Genomic DNA, 19,823 nt, shown 5'->3' with positions numbered 1-19,823 from the left:
GTATTCAGCAATGACTGGGCTCGTGTGAGTTGAATGTTGGCGTTCGCCAGGCGCGCGCTGGTATCCGCCACCGCGGCTTGCTGCTGCTCTACTGCGGCTTCAAAGGGGCCCCTTTCCAGGCGATAGAGAAGGTCGCCCTGCTTGACCTCGGTACCTTCTTTGAACAGCCGCTGGTCGAGGAAGGCGGTAACCCGTGCCGTCAAGGCGACGCGCTCGACAGCCTGTATGCGTCCGATGAATTCCGATGTTTCCGTTATCGCTGTCTGTTCGGCACGAACGATCCCGACGGACGGCGGGCCGCCGGGTGCCTGCGCGTAAGCGGCTGACACCATCGATAGCAAGAATGCGAGCGTTGGAAGGCAGGCAAAACGCATCGGGCGAAGTTCCCATTCAGGCGCCTGTTGCAGCGCAATGCGAAACTTAAGTTGAAGTTAGGATTCGGCAATAGGACGTTTATCTTCGGAGTCGCTTTGGCAGGCATATAGAGGCAGAGCGTCCGGCAGGTGCTCAAGCCGTCCCCTCAGCCGAGCCTCTGCGTAAGACTAGGCGGGCCTATCCCGCGGATCTCTGTCGCCGCCGTCCTTTGCTATGATGAACAGGGTGTGCGTTCCCTCAAGGATCTCCGATCGCGTCGCATATCTCCTCCTCGATCGCTTCTAGAAGCCGTGGAATGAAATAGCGCGGCAGTCCCCTTCCAATAAACACAATCCGCGTTCTCTCGTCTTCGTTCGGCCATCGATCGAGAAAATCAGGCGGATTAACGACGTGCCGAACGCCATGGATCACCGCCGGCTGTCCTGGCATCTCGCGGATCGCGACGAGGCCCTTCAGGCGCAGCATCCGCGATCCACAATGTTCTGATATCGACTCCAGCAGCATGGTCAGTGCAAGCGCCGGCAAGGGGCGGTCTCGTATGATCGTAAAGGTTTCAATCTCGCTGTGTCCTCGCCGGCGCGACGCACCAACGATACGTGCAGATAACGTCATGGTGGATGTGTCGCTAAACAACGTCGAGGGATTCGCCTGCGATGTCGTCATCCGCGGTACGCCCGGGTTCAACGTATCAAGCTGTTCCAGCAAATGATCCAACGATGCTTGTAGGTCAGTCTTACTGATCAGGATTCGGTCTGCCAGCACGACCTGCTGCCGAGCCTCGGCATGTTCGAGCAACGTCTGTGCGCCATGCACGGCATCCACCAGTGTCACGACAGCAGTGACGCGATGCGTCGAAAAAACATCACTGTCTGTCATCATCGCTTGCAACATCGGCGCGGGATCAGAAAGCCCGGAAGTCTCGATCAAGACCCGGTCATAGTCTACCAGACCAACTTCACGGCGTTGCAGCAGTCCCATCAGTGTCCGGGCCAGATCGGTCTGCACCGCACAACAGAGACAGCCGGTATTCAACGTCAGAACCGAATCATCACTACTGGCAATCAGGTCGTGGTCTAGCCCGACTTCCCCGAACTCATTGACGATAACGGCCGTCCGTCCGAACGCTGGATCACGCAAAATGCGACTAATCAGCGTTGTCTTGCCGCTTCCAAGAAATCCCGTAACGATCGAGACGGGTATCGGGCATCCGATGCCGTCAACGGGAGCCGGCTCATCTGCCACAAAGTCGTGTGCCATGCCGCCAACCCTTCAAGGCGGGTGTAATGCAATGCAAGGGAGGCTGGACAACACGATCATTGCAACCGGCACGACCACTACCCTCGGCTTCCCTGGTTAATATCAGGGTTCCGAAGGCGGCGACCAAGCCTTCCTCAAACCACCTTACCCGTGTCCGCTTCCATCAAATGCATCTGGTTCAAGTCGGCCGTCAATGGCATCAATTCGCCAGGGGCGGCGTGCGTCGCCGGATCAACCCGAGCACACACCGGGGCACCGTCGACGAAGAAGTGGACCATCGTCTCCATACCCATCGGCTCGACGACATCGACCGGTAGATCGACCCGCGTCCATCCCGGCTTGCCTTGCTCGTGGTATTCGAACAGATGTTCCGGCCGGATGCCGAGTACCATCTCCTTGCCCTTGAACGCGCCGTAGCGATCCGCTCGTGCGGCCGGGATCGGCACCGTAAGAGTATCTGTCACCCGCACCGCCAGACCACCGTTCGCTCCATCCTGCACGCGGCACGGCAGGAAATTCATTGCGGGAGAGCCGATAAACCCCGCGACGAAGCGGGTCGTGGGATGATGGTAAAGATCGTTCGGCGTGCCAACCTGCTCGATGACACCATGGTTCATGACCACCACGCGGTCAGCCAACGTCATCGCCTCGATCTGATCATGTGTCACATAGACAGTTGTCGTGCGAACTGTCTGATGGACCTTCTTGATTTCCGTCCTCATCTGCACACGCAATTTGGCATCCAGGTTCGATAGCGGCTCGTCGAACAGGAATACCTTCGGGTTCCGTACGATCGCTCGGCCCATCGCCACGCGCTGCCGCTGACCGCCGGACAGCGCACGCGGCTTCCGGTCCAACAGTGGCACGATATCGAGAATTCGAGCCGCCTCATCCACCCGGCGCTTGATTTCGTCCTTGGGGAATTTGCGCAATTTCAGCCCGAACGCCATGTTGTCGAACACGCTCATGTGCGGATACAGAGCGTAATTCTGGAATACCATCGCGATGTCGCGGTCACGCGGCGGGACGTCGTTCACGACGTCGCCGTCGATCCAGATTTCGCCGCCGGTGATTTCCTCCAGTCCCGCGATCATGCGCAACGTCGTGGACTTCCCGCAGCCGGATGGGCCGACCAGCACGACGAATTCATGGTCGGCGATGTCAAGGTCGATCCCTTTCACCGCTTGCACGCCACCATCATATTCCTTGACGACTTTGCGGACTGACACTTCAGCCATGGTTGTTTCGTTTCCTCGGTTGGGGTTTCTTCGGGTCAGCCTTTGGTCGCGCCGGCCGTCAGGCCCGCCACGTAGTAGTCCATCAGGAAGGCGTAGATGACGATGGGCGGCAGCGATGCCAGAAGGCAGGCGGCCATGATCTTGCCCCACTGGAACACGTCGCCACGGATCAGGTCGGAGATGATGCCGACCGTCAGCACCATTTCATGCGACGTATAAAGATAGGCGAGTGGGTACAGAAACGCGCCCCAGGACACTGTGAAGGCGAAGATCGTCGCCGCGATGATGCCCGGCATCGCCACGGGTATGAAGATCTTCCACAGGATTTGCAGATAGTTCGCCCCGTCGATCAAAGCGGCCTCGTCCAGCTCCTTCGGAATGGAACTGAAATACCCGATCATGATCCAAGTGCAGAACGGCACGGCCAGCGTGGGATATAGTATGACCAGGCACCAGAAATTATTGATCAAGCCGATCTTGCCGATAATCTGGAACAGCGGGATGAACAGCAAGGACGGGGGAACCAGGTACGTGAGGAATACACCGGTCGAGAGGCTCTGACTGCCCCAGAAGCCCATTCGCGACAGGCTGAATGCGGCCAGGATGGAGATGGTCATCGAAACGACGACAACCAGCACGGTGACGATCACCGAGTTCAGATAATAGGTCTGGAAATTCGGATAGGTGATCAGATACCAGAAATTCTCCAGCGTCGGATGGTGAACAAGCCACGGGCTACCGCTCTGCGCGGATATCTCCGCTGACGATTTCAGGCTGGTGATCAGCGTATAAAACGGCGGCACCAGGAAGATCACGACAAACACAGCCAGCGCGATATAGCTGCCCCAAAGCGCCCACAGCCGCTGACGATGCAAGCTTGTCTTGCGCGAAGCCGCGACCTTGCGGCCATGCTCGAGTGTCGTGGCGCTCATGTCGCGATTTCCTTCGTACGCTGCGTCACGCCACGCAGCACGAAGAATGCCGCGAAAGCCAGGATTGGGAACATGAACAGGCTGACCGAAGCACCCAACGGAATATCGCCGGATTGAATGCCGACCTGGAACGCGTAAGTCGCGAACACGTGGGTCATGTCCTGCGGACCGCCCGAGGTCAAAATGCGGACGATGTCAAAGTCAGCGAATGTCACGATCAGGCTGAACAACACGGTGATCGCGATGATGTTGCGCATCATCGGCAAGGTAACGAAAAACAGCTTCTGCAGTGCTCCCGCACCATCGATCGCCGCGGCTTCGTATAGCTGTTCCGGCACCGATTTCAGCGCTGCTAAATACATGATCATGAAGAACGGGGTACCAAACCATACGTTGACGGTGATCGTGCAAAACCGGGCGATCCAGCCGACGCCAAGCCACGGTACGCTGGCGATCCCGAACTGGTTGAGTATCCAATTGAACGCCGAATAGGACGGATCGAACATCCACCACCAGGTCAAGGTGGACATAGCCAGAGGTATGACCCAGGGCACCAGCAGCAAACCGCGCCAAATGCGCTGGGTCTTGCCCGGGATGTTGTGCATCAGATGCGCGAGAATGAAGCCGATCAAGGCTTTCAGGATCACCGAGGTGATAGCGAACAGGCAGCTCTGGAAGATGACGAGCTGAAACGTGTGGCGCTTGAGCAGGAAAGTGAAATTGCTCAAACCGACAAACGTGGTCATCTTCTTGTTCAGCATACTCAGATAGATCGCGTAGAATGCCGGGTAGATCACGAATCCCGCGATAAGCAGGATCAGCGGCAGGCAGAGAAGGAAGCCGACCGTTGATCGCCGCTGTGCGAATCTCCGCATCGAGCCTCGTCGAGCCGCGGATCTTCCAGGTGCCATAACACCGATCGGGATGCTCGTGCCGTCTGCCATACCTAAATACCTCCCGAAACCCATCTTGGCCGGTTGAGCCGGCCGTTATCGATCCGACCCAATAGGTCAGTGGGCAATGTTTGCTGATTTGCACCGGGGTCCCGAAAGGCGTCGCCGACGCCGCGAGATGCGGCTTGGCGTTGCCATTCGGACGAAGTGGAAAGTCGTAGACCGTGCCGTTTGGCGGTCCGACCTCTTCCCGGATATTGAAACTCGGTGTGGAACTGAAAGGCTGTGGGCCGTAGCCCATGACGCTGGCGCAATGCTGTTCGCATGGCTTGCGTCGTGGCAGCGCTTTGGTCATCTCCTTCACGGTCGCTTCGCCCTTGCCGAGCAAACGGGCTTTCCAGAATGACCGCGGATAGGCGAGGAGGCGTCCTTCCGAACCGGCCACCCATGTCTGGACAAATGTCCATGTTTAGACGACCAGACGCGCCGTTATCGGAGGGGATCCTCTGTCCCGATAAAATCCCAGCGCGGCGCGAATGCGCAACCATGCACGTGTTTCTCCCAGTCGAGCGACTTTCTGCCGCCGCATTTCTAATTCGGCCTGCCCTGTTGACCGGTTCGCGCATCCTGTCAATACGGCAGATGCTAGCCGACCTATCTTAGTACTCTAAGCACGTTCACGCTAACCGTTGCCGCGATGCCACGCAACGCCACTTCCGCAAGCCGCTGTTTTTTTCGATCACAAGGCACCGACGGAATCCACTCGGGCGAGCCTTACCGGCAGCCCCTGCGCGCCCGCGTGGGATGGATTCTTTGCCAGGACAGAGATCTCTCGACAAGGCGCTTCTTGCCAAGAGTGCCTTGCCGAGCTGTCTGGCCACGCCCAGCGAAGTACCGATGTACATCGCATTGAAGGCTGAGACATGAATCGTCCTACGAAATCAGCCTGTCGCTCTGTTCAACCAGAAACGGCTGGGTGCTTTGTTGTTCCACCACTCCGACATCCTGAAACCGCCCACGCCGAATCATGGCGTATTGGCGTTCCCGCACTATCTCGGCCGAGAAGGCGCCGACCCGTTCGCCACCCACATGGCCTGCAGGTCGGTGTGCTGACCGTGCCACCACCATTTGGCGGCCACCCTGGCGGACATACCGCGGGTCGGCTGCGAATCGGTTTGGGCCGCATCGAGGTGGCCGCGGCCCTGTATGCAATGGACATATATCTAATACCGAAATGAAATTCTGATTGCGACGCGTGACGAATGTCTCGGAAGCAGCCGATGCACGCAGCGCGTGGTCAGCAACAAACTCTGGCCGAACCCGATTGTTGGGAAAATTCGATCTCGACCGGGGCCGCGCCGCCCTTCGGGCGTTATTCTGACAGGGTGGTCATCTGCTACCAGCCACTCTCTGCCATCCGAACCGCCGCCGGCGTCGCTGCGATCAGCCGATCGTGGCCCTCCGGATGATCCGGCCGAATAAACCCGAACGCCGGGTACACGCTCGTCCCCATCTGCCCTGAAAGAGGCCACCACACCCGCACTAGGCTCCAGTCTCCGTTCGCCGATACATCCTCCACCGGCTGATCCTCGGTGATCCGGTGATGCACCCAGTTCGCCTGAGTCACCACGATCTCCCGCCGCGACACCACCCCCGACACCACCGCCACATGCCCGCTCGGTAGCCGCCCCGACCGCCGCAACACCAGCACGCTGCCGACTTCCGGCCGCTGCGACCGGCCATACCGCCCCGCCGCCTGCCGCCACCAATCCGCCGCGTCACCCGACAGCGACACCCCGGTCAGCGCCCGAGCGAACGGCGCGCACTCCACCGAAGCCGACGCCCCAACATCACGCCGCGCCCCGCCGCCATCGCCACACGCCGCCAACGCCAAACACAGCAGAGGAAGCAGTCGGAACGCAAGACGGCACATGGACTGTCGGAACCCGGAATGACCGGGCCGGGTTATCCGACATCACATCAGGAAAACGCAAGAACAGATTGATCAGGCTGGATTCCGGGACAGCCCTAGTAACGTATGCAACACATGATCGGTATGCGCGCCCACCGCCGGCCCGGTCCACCGCACCACATCTTCCGGCCGCACGCCGTCCAGCCGGATCGTCGGCCCCGGATGCAGCGTGCGCCCGACCAACGGGTCCTCCACGTCCTGCACCGCCTGCCGCGCCCGAAAGTGCGGATCAGCAGCACAATCGGCGATGTCGAATAACCGAGAGCACGGAACATCCGCCTCCTCCAACACCGCCTCCGCATCTTTCGCCGGCAGCGTCCGCGTCCACGCCGCGATCGCCGCATCCAACGCCGGCCGGTTGTCGCAGCGCAGCCCGTTGGTCGCATACGCCGGATCAACAGCCATCTCCGGCCGCCCGATCGCCACCATCAGCCGCGAGAAAATCAGGTCCGAGTTCCCCGCGATGCACAGCCACCGCCCATCGGCGCAAGGATAGGTATTGGTCGGAGACGCCGTTTGCAGCGCCGCCCCCGCCGGCTGCCGAACCCGTCCGTCCAGCGCGTATTCCGGCAGCATGCCCTCCATCAGGCTGAACACGCTGTCCACCAAGTTCACATCCACCACGCGGCCCTTCCCGGTGCCCATCGCATCGCGCTGCCACACCGCCGACAAAAGCCCGATCGCCGCGTACAGCCCCGCCAGGTCGTCGCTGATCGAAATCCCGCACCGCGGCGGCGGTAAATCCGTCGTCCCGCCGGGATGGCCGGTCAGATGGCGCAACCCGCCGATCGCCTCGCCGATCGCCCCGAACGCCGGCTTGTCGCGATACGGCCCATCCTGGCCGTAACCGGAAATACGCGCGATCACCAACCGAGGATTCACCGCATGCAGCTCATCCGGCCCGATCCGCAGCCGTTCCAACTGCCCCGCCCGCATATTCTCCACCAGCACGTCCGCCCGAGCGGCCAGCTTCAACACGGTCTCCCGATCCTTCTTCAGATCGAGTTCGATCGACAGCTTGTTCCGCCCATGGATACTGAACCAAACCGAGTGCCCGTCCTTCGTCGCACCCCAGCCGCGAAACGGATCGCCGCCGGGCGGTTCCAGCTTGATGACTTCGGCGCCAAGGTCGGCAAGGATACGCGTGCAGAACGGCGCGGCGATATAATGGCCGATTTCCAGAATTTTCAGCCCAACGAGCGGCAGATTGCTCATCTACAGCCCCCACGAACAAAAAATATTGTTAATCCGAATAAAAATCGGTTCTCGCACGGTGTTGTTAACCTTTCCTCAATAATTCGGTCCTACATACGGGTGCGGCGCCGCTGCGGCGGTGTCCTGTTTCCTCCCCGAAAGTCGCGCTTGATACCATCGCGCGACCACCTTTGGCGGTATGACCTCTCCCCCGGTCATACCGCCTTTTTTTGCCCACTTCGTCCCGGCTTTCTAGCCGAAACGCGCATTCTGTCGATCATCTCTCTTCCCCGCCGTCGCGCCAGGCCGCATGATCGCACCGCACAATGATCGCGGAGTGATGGCATGGACCCTATCATCATAGCCCTGGCGCGCGCCGCCGGCCTGGACAAGGCGCTTGCGGCGTTCCCCGAAGACGTTGAAGCCGCCGCCAAGCAGGCGCTGAACAACGCTGGCGCGATCCAGGTGCCCACCGACCCCGCAGCCGAACCCTGGCCGCCGATGCGCGCGGGGTCCGGCCTATGACCGCCCCGCACTGGCTGTCCGCCGCCGAGATCGCGCAGGCCTACGCCGCCCGCACCCTCTCGCCGGTCGAACTGGTCACCGCCTTGCTGGCCCGCATCGAAACCCTCGATCCCAAGCTGAACGCCTTCATCCGCCTCGACGCCGACGCCGCGATGCAGGCCGCCCGCCAAGCCGAAGCCGAAATCACCGCCGGCCGCCCCCGAGGCAAGCTGCATGGCGTCCCCGTCGGCATCAAGGACATCATCGATGTCGCCGGCCTGCCCACCACGGCACATTCCAAGATCCTGGTGGGCAACATCGCCAAGGCCGATGCCGTCGTCATCCAGAAGCTGCGCCAGGCCGGCGCCATCGTCATGGGCAAGTTGTCCACCCACGAATTCGCCATCGGCGGTCCCAGCTTCGACCTGCCGTTTCCGCCCGCCCGCAATCCGTGGAACCGAGACCACCATCCCGGCGGATCGTCCTCCGGGTCCGGTGCCGGTGTCGCCGCCGGCCTGTTCCCCCTGGCGCTGGGCACCGACACCGGCGGTTCAGTCCGCAATCCCGCCAGCGCCTGCGGCATCGTCGGGCTGAAGCCGACCTACGGCCTGGTCTCCCGCCGCGGCGTCTTCCCGCTGTCCTTCACCCTGGACCATGTCGGCCCGATGACCCGCACCGTCGCCGACAACGCGCTGCTGCTGGACACCATCGCCGGCCACGACCCGGCCGATCCCGGCAGCGCCCCGACCAACGCGAGACATTTCGGCCGCCAGCTCGATCGCGGCGTGCGCAACCTGCGTATCGGCTTCGTCCGCCATTTCCACGAACGCGACCTGCCGGCCCACCCGGAAGTCGCCGCCGCGCTGGAAGACGTCGCCCGCGTCCTGCAGGCCGAGGGCGCCCAGGTCGACACCATCACTCTCCCGACCCTGACCGAGTTCGCCGGCATCAACCGCGTCATCCTGTGCAGCGAAGCTTGGTCCATCCACGCCAAATGGCTGCGCGAACGCCCTGGCGACTACGGCCAGCTCGCCCGCCGCCGCCTGCTGCCCGGCGCGTTCATGACCGCCGGCGACTATGTCGGCGCCCAGCGCCGGCGCTCCGAGGTCATCGCCGCGGTCGAGGACCGCTTGCGCGATTACGACGTCCTGCTGTGCGCCAGCTCGATGGACCCGTCCAGCCGCATGGACGACGCCGACGAAACCGCCCGCACCTATCCCCGCCAGGCCCGCACGCCGTTCAACGTCACCGGCCACCCGGCGCTGGCGATGATGTCCGGCCTGTCCCGTGGCGGCCTGCCGGTGTCCGTCCAGTTCGTCGGCCGCTACTTCGACGATGCCACGGTTCTGAGGGTCGCCGCTGCCTACGAACGGGCAACCGGCTGGCACAAGCAGAAGCCGCCGATCGGCTGACCGATGACCTCGACGATCGCCGCGGGCGCCGGCCCGACATCGCGCAGTTACTTCTCCCAGCGCCTGCGGCTGCACTACGTGGACTGGGGCAACCCCGACGCCCCGCCGCTGATCCTGCTGCATGGCGGGCGCGATCACTGCCGCAACTGGGACTGGGTCGCCGCCGACCTGCGCCGCGACTACCATGTCATCGCGCCCGATCTGCGCGGGCACGGCGATTCCGCCTGGTCTGCCTCCGGCCACTACACCATGGCCAACCACATCTACGACCTGGCACAACTGATCCATCAGCAGAAGCTGGCGCCGGTGACCATCGTCGCCCACTCGCTGGGCGGCAACATCGCGCTGCGCTACACCGGCATCTACCCGGACAACGTCCGCCGCCTCGTTGCCATCGAGGGCCTCGGTCCCGGTCCCGGTCAGGACGCCGTCTCCGACCGCAAGCCCATCGCCGAGAGGATGCGCAACTGGATTGACCTGCAGCGCGCCAGTTCAGGCCGCCAGCCGCGCCGCTACCTCACCGTCGAGGCCGCCTACGCACGGATGCAGGAAGCCAACAAGCACCTGACGCCGGACCAGGCCCGCCATCTGACCCAATACGGCGTTAACCAGAACGAGGACGGCACCTATAGCTGGAAATTCGACCACTACGTGCGCTTCTGGCCGCCCTACGACATGACCCGCGACGCCATCGCCGAACTTTGGAGCGCCATCACCTGTCCGACCCTGCTGGTCTACGGCACCGAAAGCTGGGCCACCAACCCCGCGGAGGACGGGCGGCTGGCCTATTTCAAAAATGCGCACGTGCTCGCTGTGGAAAACGCCGGTCACTGGGTACATCACGACCAACTCACGCTATTCCTGCGAGAAATCAGGGCGTTCCTCGACCGTGACGGATGACAACTGATCGTTGTCAAATGATGACGGGCGTGTCAATTCCTATCACTGCCTAAACGAAATACAGGCTCAGGCCACCGATCATGGACTCCGCCCCGGAAATAACGGATTCGCGGCGTGTTCGCTTCTTCAAGGGAACCGCGACGGAGCAGGCTCATCGGGTCACCCGCCAGATCGTCGGGACGGCGGCCGCCTTGGCGCTCTGCATGTGGATCTTCATCGCCTGGTCATGGCGTTCCGAATACCGGGTCAGCCAAACCGTCGGCCGGGTCCAGGAATTCAACCTGATCGCGGCCTTCGCCAACGAATTGACGCTGACCCTCGATGCTGCCAGCGGCGCCTTGCAGCTTGTGCAGAACGAGATGGGCGCCATGCCACCATCCGCCACGCCCGAGGACGTGCGAGCCCGCCTGCAACAGGCGATCCGCGGCGTGACCGGCCCGATGCGCGACATCCGTGTCATCGCACCCGACGGCAGGTTGCTGTTTTCGACGCGCCATCCCGATCCCGGACCCGAGGACGTCAGTGGCCACGCGAATTTCGTCCATTTGCGTGACGACCTGAAAGCCGGCCTGGTCATCAATGCCTTCGGCCCCGCCAGCGGACCGGACCGGACGATCACGGTCCGCCGCCGCCTGGAGACCGTGGACCAGGCCTTCGCCGGCGAGGCGATCCTGATGATGAAACCCGGCAGCCTGATCGGCCTGCGCCATGAGGTCGATCTCGGCCGCCGCGGCACGATCGTCGTCGCGGGCGCAGACGGAGTCATCCTGGCGGGTTTCGACCGCGACCATCCCGACGGATCGATGGGTGTCGGCACCAACCTCCTCGGCGCCCCGTACCCCGACAATCTGCGCCCCGGCGAAACCGGCAGCTATATGCGCTACAGCCGGGTCGACGGCGTGCAACGCCTGATCGCCGTGCGCCGCCTTGCCACATACCCGCTGAACATCCTCGTCGGCCTCGACATGAGCGACGTCACGGCCGAGGCGCGCGACCATGCCATCCTGATCGGCACGGTCGGCGGCGGCACCACTATCCTGATCGCCGTGCTGACCTTGCTGCTGGTGCGGGAAGTCTGGCGCCGGACCCGGCGGGAAATCGAGATGACCGCCGACCGCGAACGGCTGCAGCTCGCACAGCAGCAGATCGAGGTCGAACGCTCGCGGTTGGCCGAAACCAACCGCGAACTGGTGGACAGCAAGGAACGCGCCGAGATTGCCAACCGCACCAAATCCCAGTTCCTCGCGCATATGAGTCACGAGCTGCGCACCCCGCTGCATGCGATCATCGGCTTTTCCGAACTGATCCGCGACCAGGCGCCGACCAAACCGGGGTCTCCACCGATCGCCGGGTATGCCTCCGACATCCTGACGTCGGGACGGCATTTGCTGGACTTGATCAACACCATACTCGACATCACAAAGATCGAATCCGGCACGGCGACGTTAACGGAACGGCTGTTTCCATTCGCCGACCTGGCCCGGAACGCCCTGGTCTCGGTGCGTGCCCAGGCCGAGATGCATCGTATCACGCTCGATCTGCGTCTGCCGGAGATTCCCCTGCGGTTGTTCGCCGACCGCACGCGGCTGCTTCAGGTGCTGATCAACCTGCTGGCCAACGCGGTGAAGTTCACCCCCGATGATGGTGAGATTGTCCTGTCGGTCGCGTTCAATGCGGCGGACGACGTCATTCTGTCGGTCATAGACAGCGGCATCGGCATGACCGAGGCCGAGATCTTGGTTGCGCTCGAGCCTTTCGGCCAGGTGGACAACACGCTGTCCCGCACCTTCGAGGGTACCGGACTTGGGTTGCCACTGGCCAGCCGCTTGATGGAACTGCATGGCGGGCGCCTGGACCTCACCAGCATCAAGGGACGCGGCACCGCGGCCAGGGTCACCCTGCCGGCATGGCGCGTCGCTCGGCCGGGCGCGGGTGCGGCGTGATCGTCGTATTCGGAGGTCTGCAGTGATAATCGTGTTCGGTTCGATCAACCTTGATCTGATTTTCAGCCTGCCGACTATTCCGCGGGCGGGCGAGACCGTTCTTGGCCCCGCCACGCGGATCGAGCCGGGTGGCAAAGGGGCTAACCAGGCGGTTGCCGCGGCACGTGACGGGGCAACTGTGATCATGGCCGGAGCGGTCGGGCGCGATGCGCTTGCTGATGGGGCGTTGGGCCTGTTGAGGACAGCAGGGGTGAATCTGGACCGGGTCCAGCCGATGGCGGCAAGCACCGGCTGTGCGGCGATCGCCGTCGATCCGGCCGGCAACAATGCCATCGCGGTCGGGTCGGGTGCTAATCTATTCGCCCGGGCGTCGCAGGTGGAGGACGCGTTACTCGGACCAAACGCCACCGTGGTGCTGCAAATGGAAGTGCTGGCGGCGGAGACGGCTGAATTGATCGCTCGGGCTAGGGCGGCGGGCGCGAGGGTCGTGCTGAACCTGGCGCCTGCAGCGGCATTGCCCGAAGTTGCACTGCGATCTGTCGATGTATTGGTCGTCAATGAAGCCGAAGCGGCGTGGCTGGCGTTGCATCTGGGGTGCGCGGCGTCGGCTGGTTCTTTGCGCGATCGGCTAGGGGGCGTTGCGGTGGTGCTCACTCGTGGCGGCGAGGGCGCCGAAGTCGCGAGCCGCGACGTGACGTGGCACGAACCAGCACGGTGTGTGGAGGCGGTCGATACGACGGCGGCGGGCGATTGTTTCGTAGGCGTCCTGGCACACCGGTTGGACCGCGGCGAAACGCTACCCGTGTCTGTCCGGCGAGCGAGTGCTGCAGCGGCTTTGTGCTGCACCCGTCACGGCAGTCAGGGCAGCATCCCGACGTGGTTGGAGACGGATGCGCTCAAACCGGCCGCTGTCCCCCCTTTGTCAATCGGCATTGAAAATTGACACACATTGGCGCCTGCACCGTCAAGCCACATTGGGACGGCATCTTGCGCTGGTTCGACAGCAAGATCGCCAATGGAGGGGTCAACTGCGTGCAGGTTGCCAAGGCCAAGGCGCAAGGTTATCGCTCAACTCGCAACCTCAAGGCTATCGTTTAGCTGCTGGCCGGAAAACTCGAGCTAAGACTGCCTGCTTGAATACGTTCTATCTACACCAAACAGAGAAGAATGTGTTCGATAACAGCACAACGTCGATTTTTTCTGTCAAGCTCCTAGACTCGCAATCATAATTTGTACGGAATATTGTGCTACTATGATGGTAATGACTATCGAGTTTACTTGCACATGCTGTGTATCCTATGAGCGATATTCCCGCCAATTTTGGCACCATTCAATACGTCTCGGAAAAATGTCACTGGTAAGGTGCGGCATCGTAATTTGCTGCTGATGACGACTTCTGCCTCTCTAGCCATGTGGGTGCACGTCTTGTGTCGGCTACTTAGAACACATGATTTGCCTATGCCGGCTTTCCTATAGAAACGGTGACTTTTCGCCTCCGACGTCGTTGTGATGGCGTTTGATACGTAATGTGGTCTGACCCTCACGCCATCCAGGATGGTACCGGCAAGCCTTTTTCCCGCAGGAACGCTGGATTAAACAGTTTCGACTGGTACCGCGACCCGCCGTCGGACAGGATCGTCACCACCGTGTGCCCCGGTCCCATCGCCTTGGCCACCCGGATGGCTGCGGCGATGTTGATGCCGGCGGAGGTGCCGACTGACAGGCCCTCATGGATCAGGACGTCGTAGATCTGTTCCAGCGCCTCGGCGTCGGGGATGCGTTCGGCGTCGTCGATCGCCACGCCGGCTAGATTGTCGGGGACGCGGGACTGGCCGATGCCCTCGGTGATCGATGATCCCTCGACCGTCAGGTCGTTGCTCTTGACCCAGCCGTAGAGGCTGCTGCCGTGCGGATCGGCCAACACGATGCGGACGTTGGGGTTGCGTTCCTTCAGTGCCAGGGAGACGCCGGCCAGTGTGCCGCCGGTGCCGCAGGAGCAGGTGAAGGCATCCACCTTGCCGCCGGTCTGGTCCCAGATCTCGGGGCCGGTGGTGACGCGATGGCCCTCGCGGTTGGCGAGGTTGTCGAACTGGTTGGCCCAGATGGCATTGCCGGTCTCGGCGGCGAGTTCCTCGGCGAGGCGGCGAGACACGTGGACGTAGTTGCCGGGATCGCGGTACGGCTTGGCCGGCACCAAGCGCAGGTCGGCGCCGATCATGCGGAGGAAGTCGATTTTCTCGGCCGACTGGGTTTCGGGCATCACGATCACGCAGCGGTAGCCGCGGGCGTTACCCACAAGGGTCAGGCCGATGCCGGTGTTGCCGGCGGTTCCCTCAACGATCGTGCCACCTTCCTTCAGCGTGCCGCGCTGTTCGGCATCGAGGATGATCGCCAGCCCGGCGCGGTCCTTGATCGAGCCGCCGGGGTTCATGAACTCCGCCTTGCCGAGGATGGTGCAGCCGGTGGCTTCGGAGGCTCGGCGCAGCTTGATGAGGGGGGTGTTGCCGATGGCCTGTGCCAGGTCGTCTTGCCAGGTCGTCCCGTGATACAAGGCGGTCATCGGTCTCTCTTTCCTTACCGGAGTCATCATTATGGTAGACAATGTCGCGCCAACCCAGACCTGGGAAGCCCTGAAATCGGACGCAAGCGCTCGTTTGGTCGATGTCCGCACCGACGCCGAGTGGAATTTCGTCGGCGTCCCAGACCTGAGTCCCGCCGGCAAGCAGACGGTGCTGATTCCGTGGCAGGTGTACCCGACGATGCAGCGCAACGGCTCGTTCGAGGATGACCTGAAGCAGGCGGGGCTGACGGCGGAGAATGCGCTGTATTTCATCTGCCGCAGCGGGGCGCGCAGCATGGCGGCGGCTCAGGCAGCGTTGGCGGCGGGGTTTCCGCATGTGTTCAACGTGGCGGATGGGTTTGAGGGGCCACCTGACGTGCAGGGGCATCGCGGGACCACCGCGGGCTGGAAGGCTGACGACCTGCCGTGGCGGCAACGCTGATGTATGTTTTCTACCATGCGCCGGGGTCTAGCTCGATGGCGGTGCACATCGCGCTGCACGAGGTCGGCGCGGCGTTCGAGGGCCGCACCATCGCGTTCGCTCACCGTGACCAGGACCCGTCGGAGTTTCGTGGGCTGAACCCGGAAGGCAAGGTGCCGACGCTGGTGGTCGATGGGCAGGTGCTAACCGAGGTCGCTGGGATTTTGTGGTATCTCGCGCGGCGGTATCCGGAGGCGGCGTTGTTGCCGGTCGCCGATGTCTGGGCCGAGGCTCGGATCGTGTCCTGGATGTCGTTCATCGCTTCTACCTTGCATCCGGCTCGGCGGCAGGGGGATGAGCATGCGAGGGCGATGTACCGGCTGGCCGATCAGCGGCTGGGGACGGGGCCGTGGGCGGTGGGGGCTTATTCGATCGCCGACATCCATTTGTTTCGGTTGTTCTGGCGGTTTCGCGGGTCTCTGGGTGCCGATCCGGCGGCGTTTCCCAATCTGACCGCCCATTTCGACCGCATGACGGAACGTCCCGCCGTGCGCAAGACGTTCGAGGACGAAGCGGCGCTGGGCTACGCGTTGCCGGCGTGAAGAAGCGAGGTCCGAAGATGCCTTGAAGCCTTACCCGCGCAGGACAGGAATCCACGCGGTTGTGTCCTATCCGTGTCAGATTAATTGTTTTGCTGAAGCATGGGATCAAGTGCAATAACGTACAACCATGGTCGCCGACTTATCAGGCATCCCAACAACCGAAGCGGTCGTTTCTGGGCATCATTTGTGCTGGCGCCTTACTTTTTTGAAGACCTGCCAATCGGGGGACAATGGATGAATCCAGTAGGGTGTCAGCCCGAGTCAGGACGAGGCTCGCGTATCACTGCCAATGCGACCGGTGCAAGAGACGGCATATGCGCCGCGATTACCCACGGGCTCGGTACCTTGCCAGGGCTTTACTGCTATCTTGGCACAAGACTTATCCGAACTCCCGATAGCCGATCAGCTAATCAAAGCGGCTCCGTATCCAGCGCATAACCAGCCGTGCGCACGGTCCGCACCACATCCAGCTCGCCGTCGCTGTTGATTGACTTGCGCAACCGGCGGATATGCACATCGACCGTCCGGGGCTCGACATGGATATCCGGCCCCCACACAGCGTCCAGCAGTTCCTCACGAGAAAACACCCGCCGAGGATGCTGCATGAAAAACTCCAGCAGCCGGAACTCGGTGGGTCCCAAATGCACCCGCCGGTCGTTCCGAGTGACGCGATGCGCCGCCAAATCCATTTCGATATCGTGGAACCCAAGCTGTCCCTTCAACGGCACCGCGTTGGACCGCCGCAGCAGTGCGCGCATCCTGGCTAGCAGTGCCTCGATGTTGAACGGTTTGGTAATGTAATCGTCGGCGCCGGTATTCAGCCCGCGCACCGCGTCCTGGTCCTCGGTCCGAGCCGTCACCATGATCACCGGCAGGTCGCGCGTCGCGGCCTTGCGGCGGATCTGCCGGCAGACCTCGATGCCCGACATCACCGGCAGCATCCAATCCAGCAACACCAGGTCGGGCTGCGCCTCGGCGATCCGGGTCAGCGCCTCCTGCCCATCGCCGGCTTCTTCCACCCGGAAGCCCTGCTTTTCCAAATTGTACCGCAGCATCGTGGCGAGCGCGGCCTCATCCTCCACCACCAGAACCAGTGGCTTGGGCAGGCTGGAAATACCGTCGAGCATGACCGCTCCCGTGGTTATTCTTTGGGCCGAACGACCGCATACGCGGATGTATCACCTTTGGGGCGGACATCCGGTATCACTTCTCCTTCAACGGAGTAATAAACCGTCTCGGCGATGTTGGTCGCATGGTCGCCGATCCGCTCCAGGTTCTTGGCGATGAACAGCAGGTGCGTGCAGGGCGTGATGTTGCGCGGATCTTCCATCATGTAGGTGATCAGCTCGCGGAACAGTGCGTTGTAGATATCGTCCACCACCCGGTCCGACCGCCACACCTCGACCGCCTTCTCGGTGTCGCTGCTGCCCAGCGCGTCGATGATCGACTTCAACTGGTCCTGCACCATGTGCGCCATGTGCGCGAGGCCAGCCAGCGAGTAGGGCAGGTTGAATTGTGCCAGAACAATACTACGCTTGGCGACGTTGGCGGCATAGTCGCCGATCCGTTCCAGGTCGCTGGTGATCTTCAGCGCGCCCACGATCCGCCGCAGGTCGCCCGCCATCGGCTGGCGCAGCGCCAGCATGCGGATGACGAACTGTTCCACCTCGCGCTCCAGCGCGTCGACCTTGGGGTCTTCCTCCACCGCGCGCGTCGCGGCGCCGCTGTCGCGGTTCATGATCGCCTCGGCCGCCATGGCGACCTGGCTTTCCACGATGCCACCCATCTCTGTGAGCATGTCGCGCAGCCGCTTGAGGTCGTTATCGAAACTCTTGACCAAATGCTCGGTCGATTCGGACATTGTCCTGGTCCCTATTTGACTCAGCCGAACCGGCCGGTGACGTATTCCTGCGTGCGCTTCTGCTTCGGCGAAGTGAATATCTGCGCCGCCGGCGCGCACTCGACCATTTCGCCGAGGTAAAAGAATGCCACCTGGTCGGCGCAGCGAGCGGCCTGTTGCATGTTGTGCGTAACGATCGCGATGGTGAAGTCGTTCTTCAACTCGTCGATCAGTTCCTCCACCTTCAGCGTGCTGATCGGATCGAGCGCGCTGGTCGGTTCGTCCAGCAGAATCACCTCCGGCCGCACCGCGATGGTGCGGGCGATGCACAGGCGCTGCTGCTGGCCGCCAGACAAGCCCATCGCCGACGCCTGCAACCGGTCCTTCACCTCACCCCACAGCGCCGCTCGGGTCAGCGACCACTCGACCCGTTCCTCCATGGCGGATTTGGACAGGCGTTCGTGCAGCTTCACGCCGAAGGTGATATTCTCGTAGATCGTCATCGGGAACGGCGTCGGCTTCTGGAACACCATGCCGACACGCGCGCGCAACGCATTCAGGTCCATTTTCGGGTCGATGATGTTGTCGCCGTCCATCATCACCTGGCCGGTCGCGCGCTGGCCGGGATACAGGTCATACATGCGGTTTAGCACGCGCAGCAGGGTGGATTTGCCGCAGCCCGACGGGCCGATCATGCCGGTGACTTGGCGGTCCGGCAGGTCAAGCTTGATCTCCTTCAGCGCCTTGTGGTCGCCGTAGTAGAAATCCAGGTTGTCGATCGCGATGCGCGCCGCATTCATCGCCGTCGCCGGCTTTGTTTGCATGCCACCGAAACCGCCGCTTTTCTCTTGGCCTGACATTGTTGTCGCACTCATGTTGACCTCATTTCGTCCGGCGCAGCAGTACGCGGGCTGAGATATTGATAGCCAGCACGCCGAACGTGATCAGCAGAGCGCCGACCCAGGCGAGCTGGACCCAGTCGTCGAACGCCGATCCGGCGTATTGATAGATGGTAACCGGCAGGCTGGCCATCGGCTGCCCGAGGCTGACCGACCAGTTCAAGTTGCCCAGACTGGTGAACAGCAGCGGCGCGGTCTCACCGGCAATACGAGCGACCGCCAGCAAAATCCCGGTCGCGATGCCTTCCTTCGCTGCCCGGTAGCAGATCAGCACGATCATCTTCCACTTCGGCGCGCCCAGACCGATCACCGCTTCCCGCAGCGTCGAGGGGATCAGCCCCAGCATATCCTCGGTGGTGCGCACGACGATGGGGATGACGATCACCGCCAGCGCCAGGCAGCCGGCGATGCCGGAAAACCCGCCAAACGGCTCGACCAGAAGCTGGTAGATGAACAGGCCTATCAGGATCGACGGTGCCGACAGCAGCACGTCCGACACGAACCGCACGGCGTTGGCCAGCAGCGACCCGCGGCCATATTCGGCCAGATAGGTGCCCACCATCAGCCCGATCGGCGTCCCGATCACCGTGCCAAGCGCCGTCTGGATCAAGCTGCCGACAATCGCGTTCAGCAGACCGCCATTCGAACCCGGTGACTTGGTACTGTTGGTGAAGACGCTCAGCGACAGTCCGGCCACGCCGCGCCACAGCAGTGTGAACAGAATGGACGCCAGCAGCAGCAGCCCCAACGCGGTGGCCGCGATGCAGGCCACCTTGATCAGCGTATTGATCCGATGCCGCCGCGACCCTAGCGCTCGGGCCACCCGCATGTCCTTGGTGGCGCCGGGGATGGATCCGGCAGGGGAGGTGGTGGCGCTCATC

The 19,823-nt window shown here is 62.4% G+C and carries 20 protein-coding genes; 8 read left to right on the top strand and 12 right to left on the bottom strand.

What is annotated here, in order from left to right; genetic code table 11:
- The 7 genes from GSQ89_RS31305 to GSQ89_RS31275 form a co-directional block, all read right to left on the bottom strand.
- Positions 1-374: efflux RND transporter periplasmic adaptor subunit (locus tag GSQ89_RS31305; protein WP_158932010.1), on the bottom strand; the 374-nt coding region annotated here is incomplete at its 3' end.
- A gap of 238 nt (positions 375-612) precedes the next feature.
- Entirely contained in the window at positions 613-1,632 is a 1,020-nt protein-coding gene (locus GSQ89_RS31300) for a GTP-binding protein (protein ID WP_158932009.1), read from the bottom strand.
- A 134-nt stretch (positions 1,633-1,766) separates the two neighbouring features.
- Positions 1,767-2,870 (bottom strand): ABC transporter ATP-binding protein, encoded by a 1,104-nt coding sequence (locus GSQ89_RS31295; RefSeq protein WP_158932008.1) that lies wholly within the window; start codon positions 2,868-2,870, stop codon positions 1,767-1,769.
- 35 nt (positions 2,871-2,905) lie between these two features.
- Positions 2,906-3,802: a carbohydrate ABC transporter permease gene (locus GSQ89_RS31290; protein ID WP_158932007.1), complete on the bottom strand. Its 897-nt coding sequence runs from the start codon at positions 3,800-3,802 to the stop codon at positions 2,906-2,908.
- Entirely contained in the window at positions 3,799-4,677 is an 879-nt protein-coding gene (locus GSQ89_RS31285) for a carbohydrate ABC transporter permease (RefSeq protein ID WP_254073443.1), read from the bottom strand. The genes GSQ89_RS31290 and GSQ89_RS31285 overlap by 4 nt, the downstream gene beginning before the upstream one ends.
- Before the next feature lie 1,414 nt (positions 4,678-6,091).
- Positions 6,092-6,628, bottom strand: coding sequence for a CHAP domain-containing protein (locus GSQ89_RS31280; protein ID WP_158932005.1), 537 nt, complete (start codon positions 6,626-6,628; stop codon positions 6,092-6,094).
- A 72-nt stretch (positions 6,629-6,700) separates the two neighbouring features.
- Positions 6,701-7,882 carry a CaiB/BaiF CoA-transferase family protein gene (locus tag GSQ89_RS31275; protein ID WP_158932004.1) on the bottom strand — a complete coding sequence of 394 codons (1,182 nt, stop codon included), beginning with the start codon at positions 7,880-7,882 and terminating at the stop codon, positions 6,701-6,703.
- A gap of 324 nt (positions 7,883-8,206) precedes the next feature.
- Here GSQ89_RS31275 and GSQ89_RS31270 point away from each other — a divergent pair, with 324 nt between their 5' ends.
- From GSQ89_RS31270 to GSQ89_RS31245, 6 genes are all read left to right on the top strand, one after another.
- Entirely contained in the window at positions 8,207-8,386 is a 180-nt protein-coding gene (locus GSQ89_RS31270) for a hypothetical protein (protein ID WP_158932003.1), read from the top strand.
- On the top strand, positions 8,383-9,777 hold the full coding sequence (locus GSQ89_RS31265; protein WP_158932002.1) for an amidase: 1,395 nt from the start codon (positions 8,383-8,385) through the stop codon (positions 9,775-9,777). The genes GSQ89_RS31270 and GSQ89_RS31265 overlap by 4 nt, the downstream gene beginning before the upstream one ends.
- A 3-nt stretch (positions 9,778-9,780) precedes the next feature.
- Positions 9,781-10,677, top strand: coding sequence for an alpha/beta fold hydrolase (locus GSQ89_RS31260; RefSeq protein WP_158932001.1), 897 nt, complete (start codon positions 9,781-9,783; stop codon positions 10,675-10,677).
- An 80-nt stretch (positions 10,678-10,757) separates the two neighbouring features.
- Positions 10,758-12,620, top strand: a complete 1,863-nt coding sequence (locus GSQ89_RS31255) for a hybrid sensor histidine kinase/response regulator (RefSeq protein ID WP_158932000.1) — start codon at positions 10,758-10,760, stop codon at positions 12,618-12,620.
- A 22-nt stretch (positions 12,621-12,642) separates the two neighbouring features.
- Positions 12,643-13,563, top strand: a complete 921-nt coding sequence (locus tag GSQ89_RS31250) for a ribokinase (protein ID WP_158931999.1) — start codon at positions 12,643-12,645, stop codon at positions 13,561-13,563.
- Positions 13,560-13,718: a transposase gene (locus GSQ89_RS31245; protein WP_256367360.1), complete on the top strand. Its 159-nt coding sequence runs from the start codon at positions 13,560-13,562 to the stop codon at positions 13,716-13,718. Before GSQ89_RS31250 ends, GSQ89_RS31245 begins: the two co-directional genes overlap by 4 nt.
- Positions 13,719-14,160: 442 nt before the next feature.
- On the opposite strand, the gene GSQ89_RS31240 is transcribed toward GSQ89_RS31245, so the two are convergent.
- Complete coding sequence (locus GSQ89_RS31240) at positions 14,161-15,180, bottom strand: cysteine synthase A (protein WP_158931997.1); 1,020 nt, start codon at positions 15,178-15,180, stop codon at positions 14,161-14,163.
- A 31-nt stretch (positions 15,181-15,211) separates the two neighbouring features.
- On the opposite strand from GSQ89_RS31240, the gene GSQ89_RS31235 reads away from it, so the two are divergent.
- Together GSQ89_RS31235 and GSQ89_RS31230 are read left to right on the top strand one after the other, a co-directional pair.
- The gene (locus tag GSQ89_RS31235) at positions 15,212-15,622 is read left to right on the top strand and encodes a rhodanese-like domain-containing protein (protein ID WP_158931996.1); all 411 of its coding nucleotides are present in this window, start codon (positions 15,212-15,214) and stop codon (positions 15,620-15,622) included.
- Positions 15,622-16,203 (top strand): glutathione S-transferase family protein, encoded by a 582-nt coding sequence (locus tag GSQ89_RS31230; protein WP_158931995.1) that lies wholly within the window; start codon positions 15,622-15,624, stop codon positions 16,201-16,203. Before GSQ89_RS31235 ends, GSQ89_RS31230 begins: the two co-directional genes overlap by 1 nt.
- 410 nt (positions 16,204-16,613) lie before the next feature.
- Here GSQ89_RS31230 and phoB read toward each other — a convergent pair whose 3' ends face one another.
- Genes phoB through pstA form a run of 4 tightly spaced genes read right to left on the bottom strand, consistent with a single transcriptional unit; the run spans position 16,614 to position 19,822 of the window.
- The gene (phoB, locus tag GSQ89_RS31225) at positions 16,614-17,330 is read right to left on the bottom strand and encodes a phosphate regulon transcriptional regulator PhoB (RefSeq protein WP_158931994.1); all 717 of its coding nucleotides are present in this window, start codon (positions 17,328-17,330) and stop codon (positions 16,614-16,616) included.
- Positions 17,331-17,344: 14 nt separating this feature from the next.
- Positions 17,345-18,064 carry a phosphate signaling complex protein PhoU gene (phoU, locus tag GSQ89_RS31220; protein WP_158932039.1) on the bottom strand — a complete coding sequence of 240 codons (720 nt, stop codon included), beginning with the start codon at positions 18,062-18,064 and terminating at the stop codon, positions 17,345-17,347.
- A gap of 20 nt (positions 18,065-18,084) precedes the next feature.
- Positions 18,085-18,867: a phosphate ABC transporter ATP-binding protein PstB gene (gene pstB, locus GSQ89_RS31215; protein ID WP_305782266.1), complete on the bottom strand. Its 783-nt coding sequence runs from the start codon at positions 18,865-18,867 to the stop codon at positions 18,085-18,087.
- Between the two features lie 58 nt (positions 18,868-18,925).
- Positions 18,926-19,822 (bottom strand): phosphate ABC transporter permease PstA, encoded by an 897-nt coding sequence (pstA, locus tag GSQ89_RS31210; protein ID WP_158931992.1) that lies wholly within the window; start codon positions 19,820-19,822, stop codon positions 18,926-18,928.
- Position 19,823 lies beyond the last annotated feature (1 nt).

Origin of the sequence: Acidisphaera sp. S103 (assembly GCF_009765975.1) — a bacterium.
Taxonomy (GTDB): Bacteria; Pseudomonadota; Alphaproteobacteria; order Acetobacterales; family Acetobacteraceae; genus Rhodopila.
Note: the sequence above shows the minus strand (reverse complement) of the source record. Positions and strands in the feature narration are given on the sequence as shown.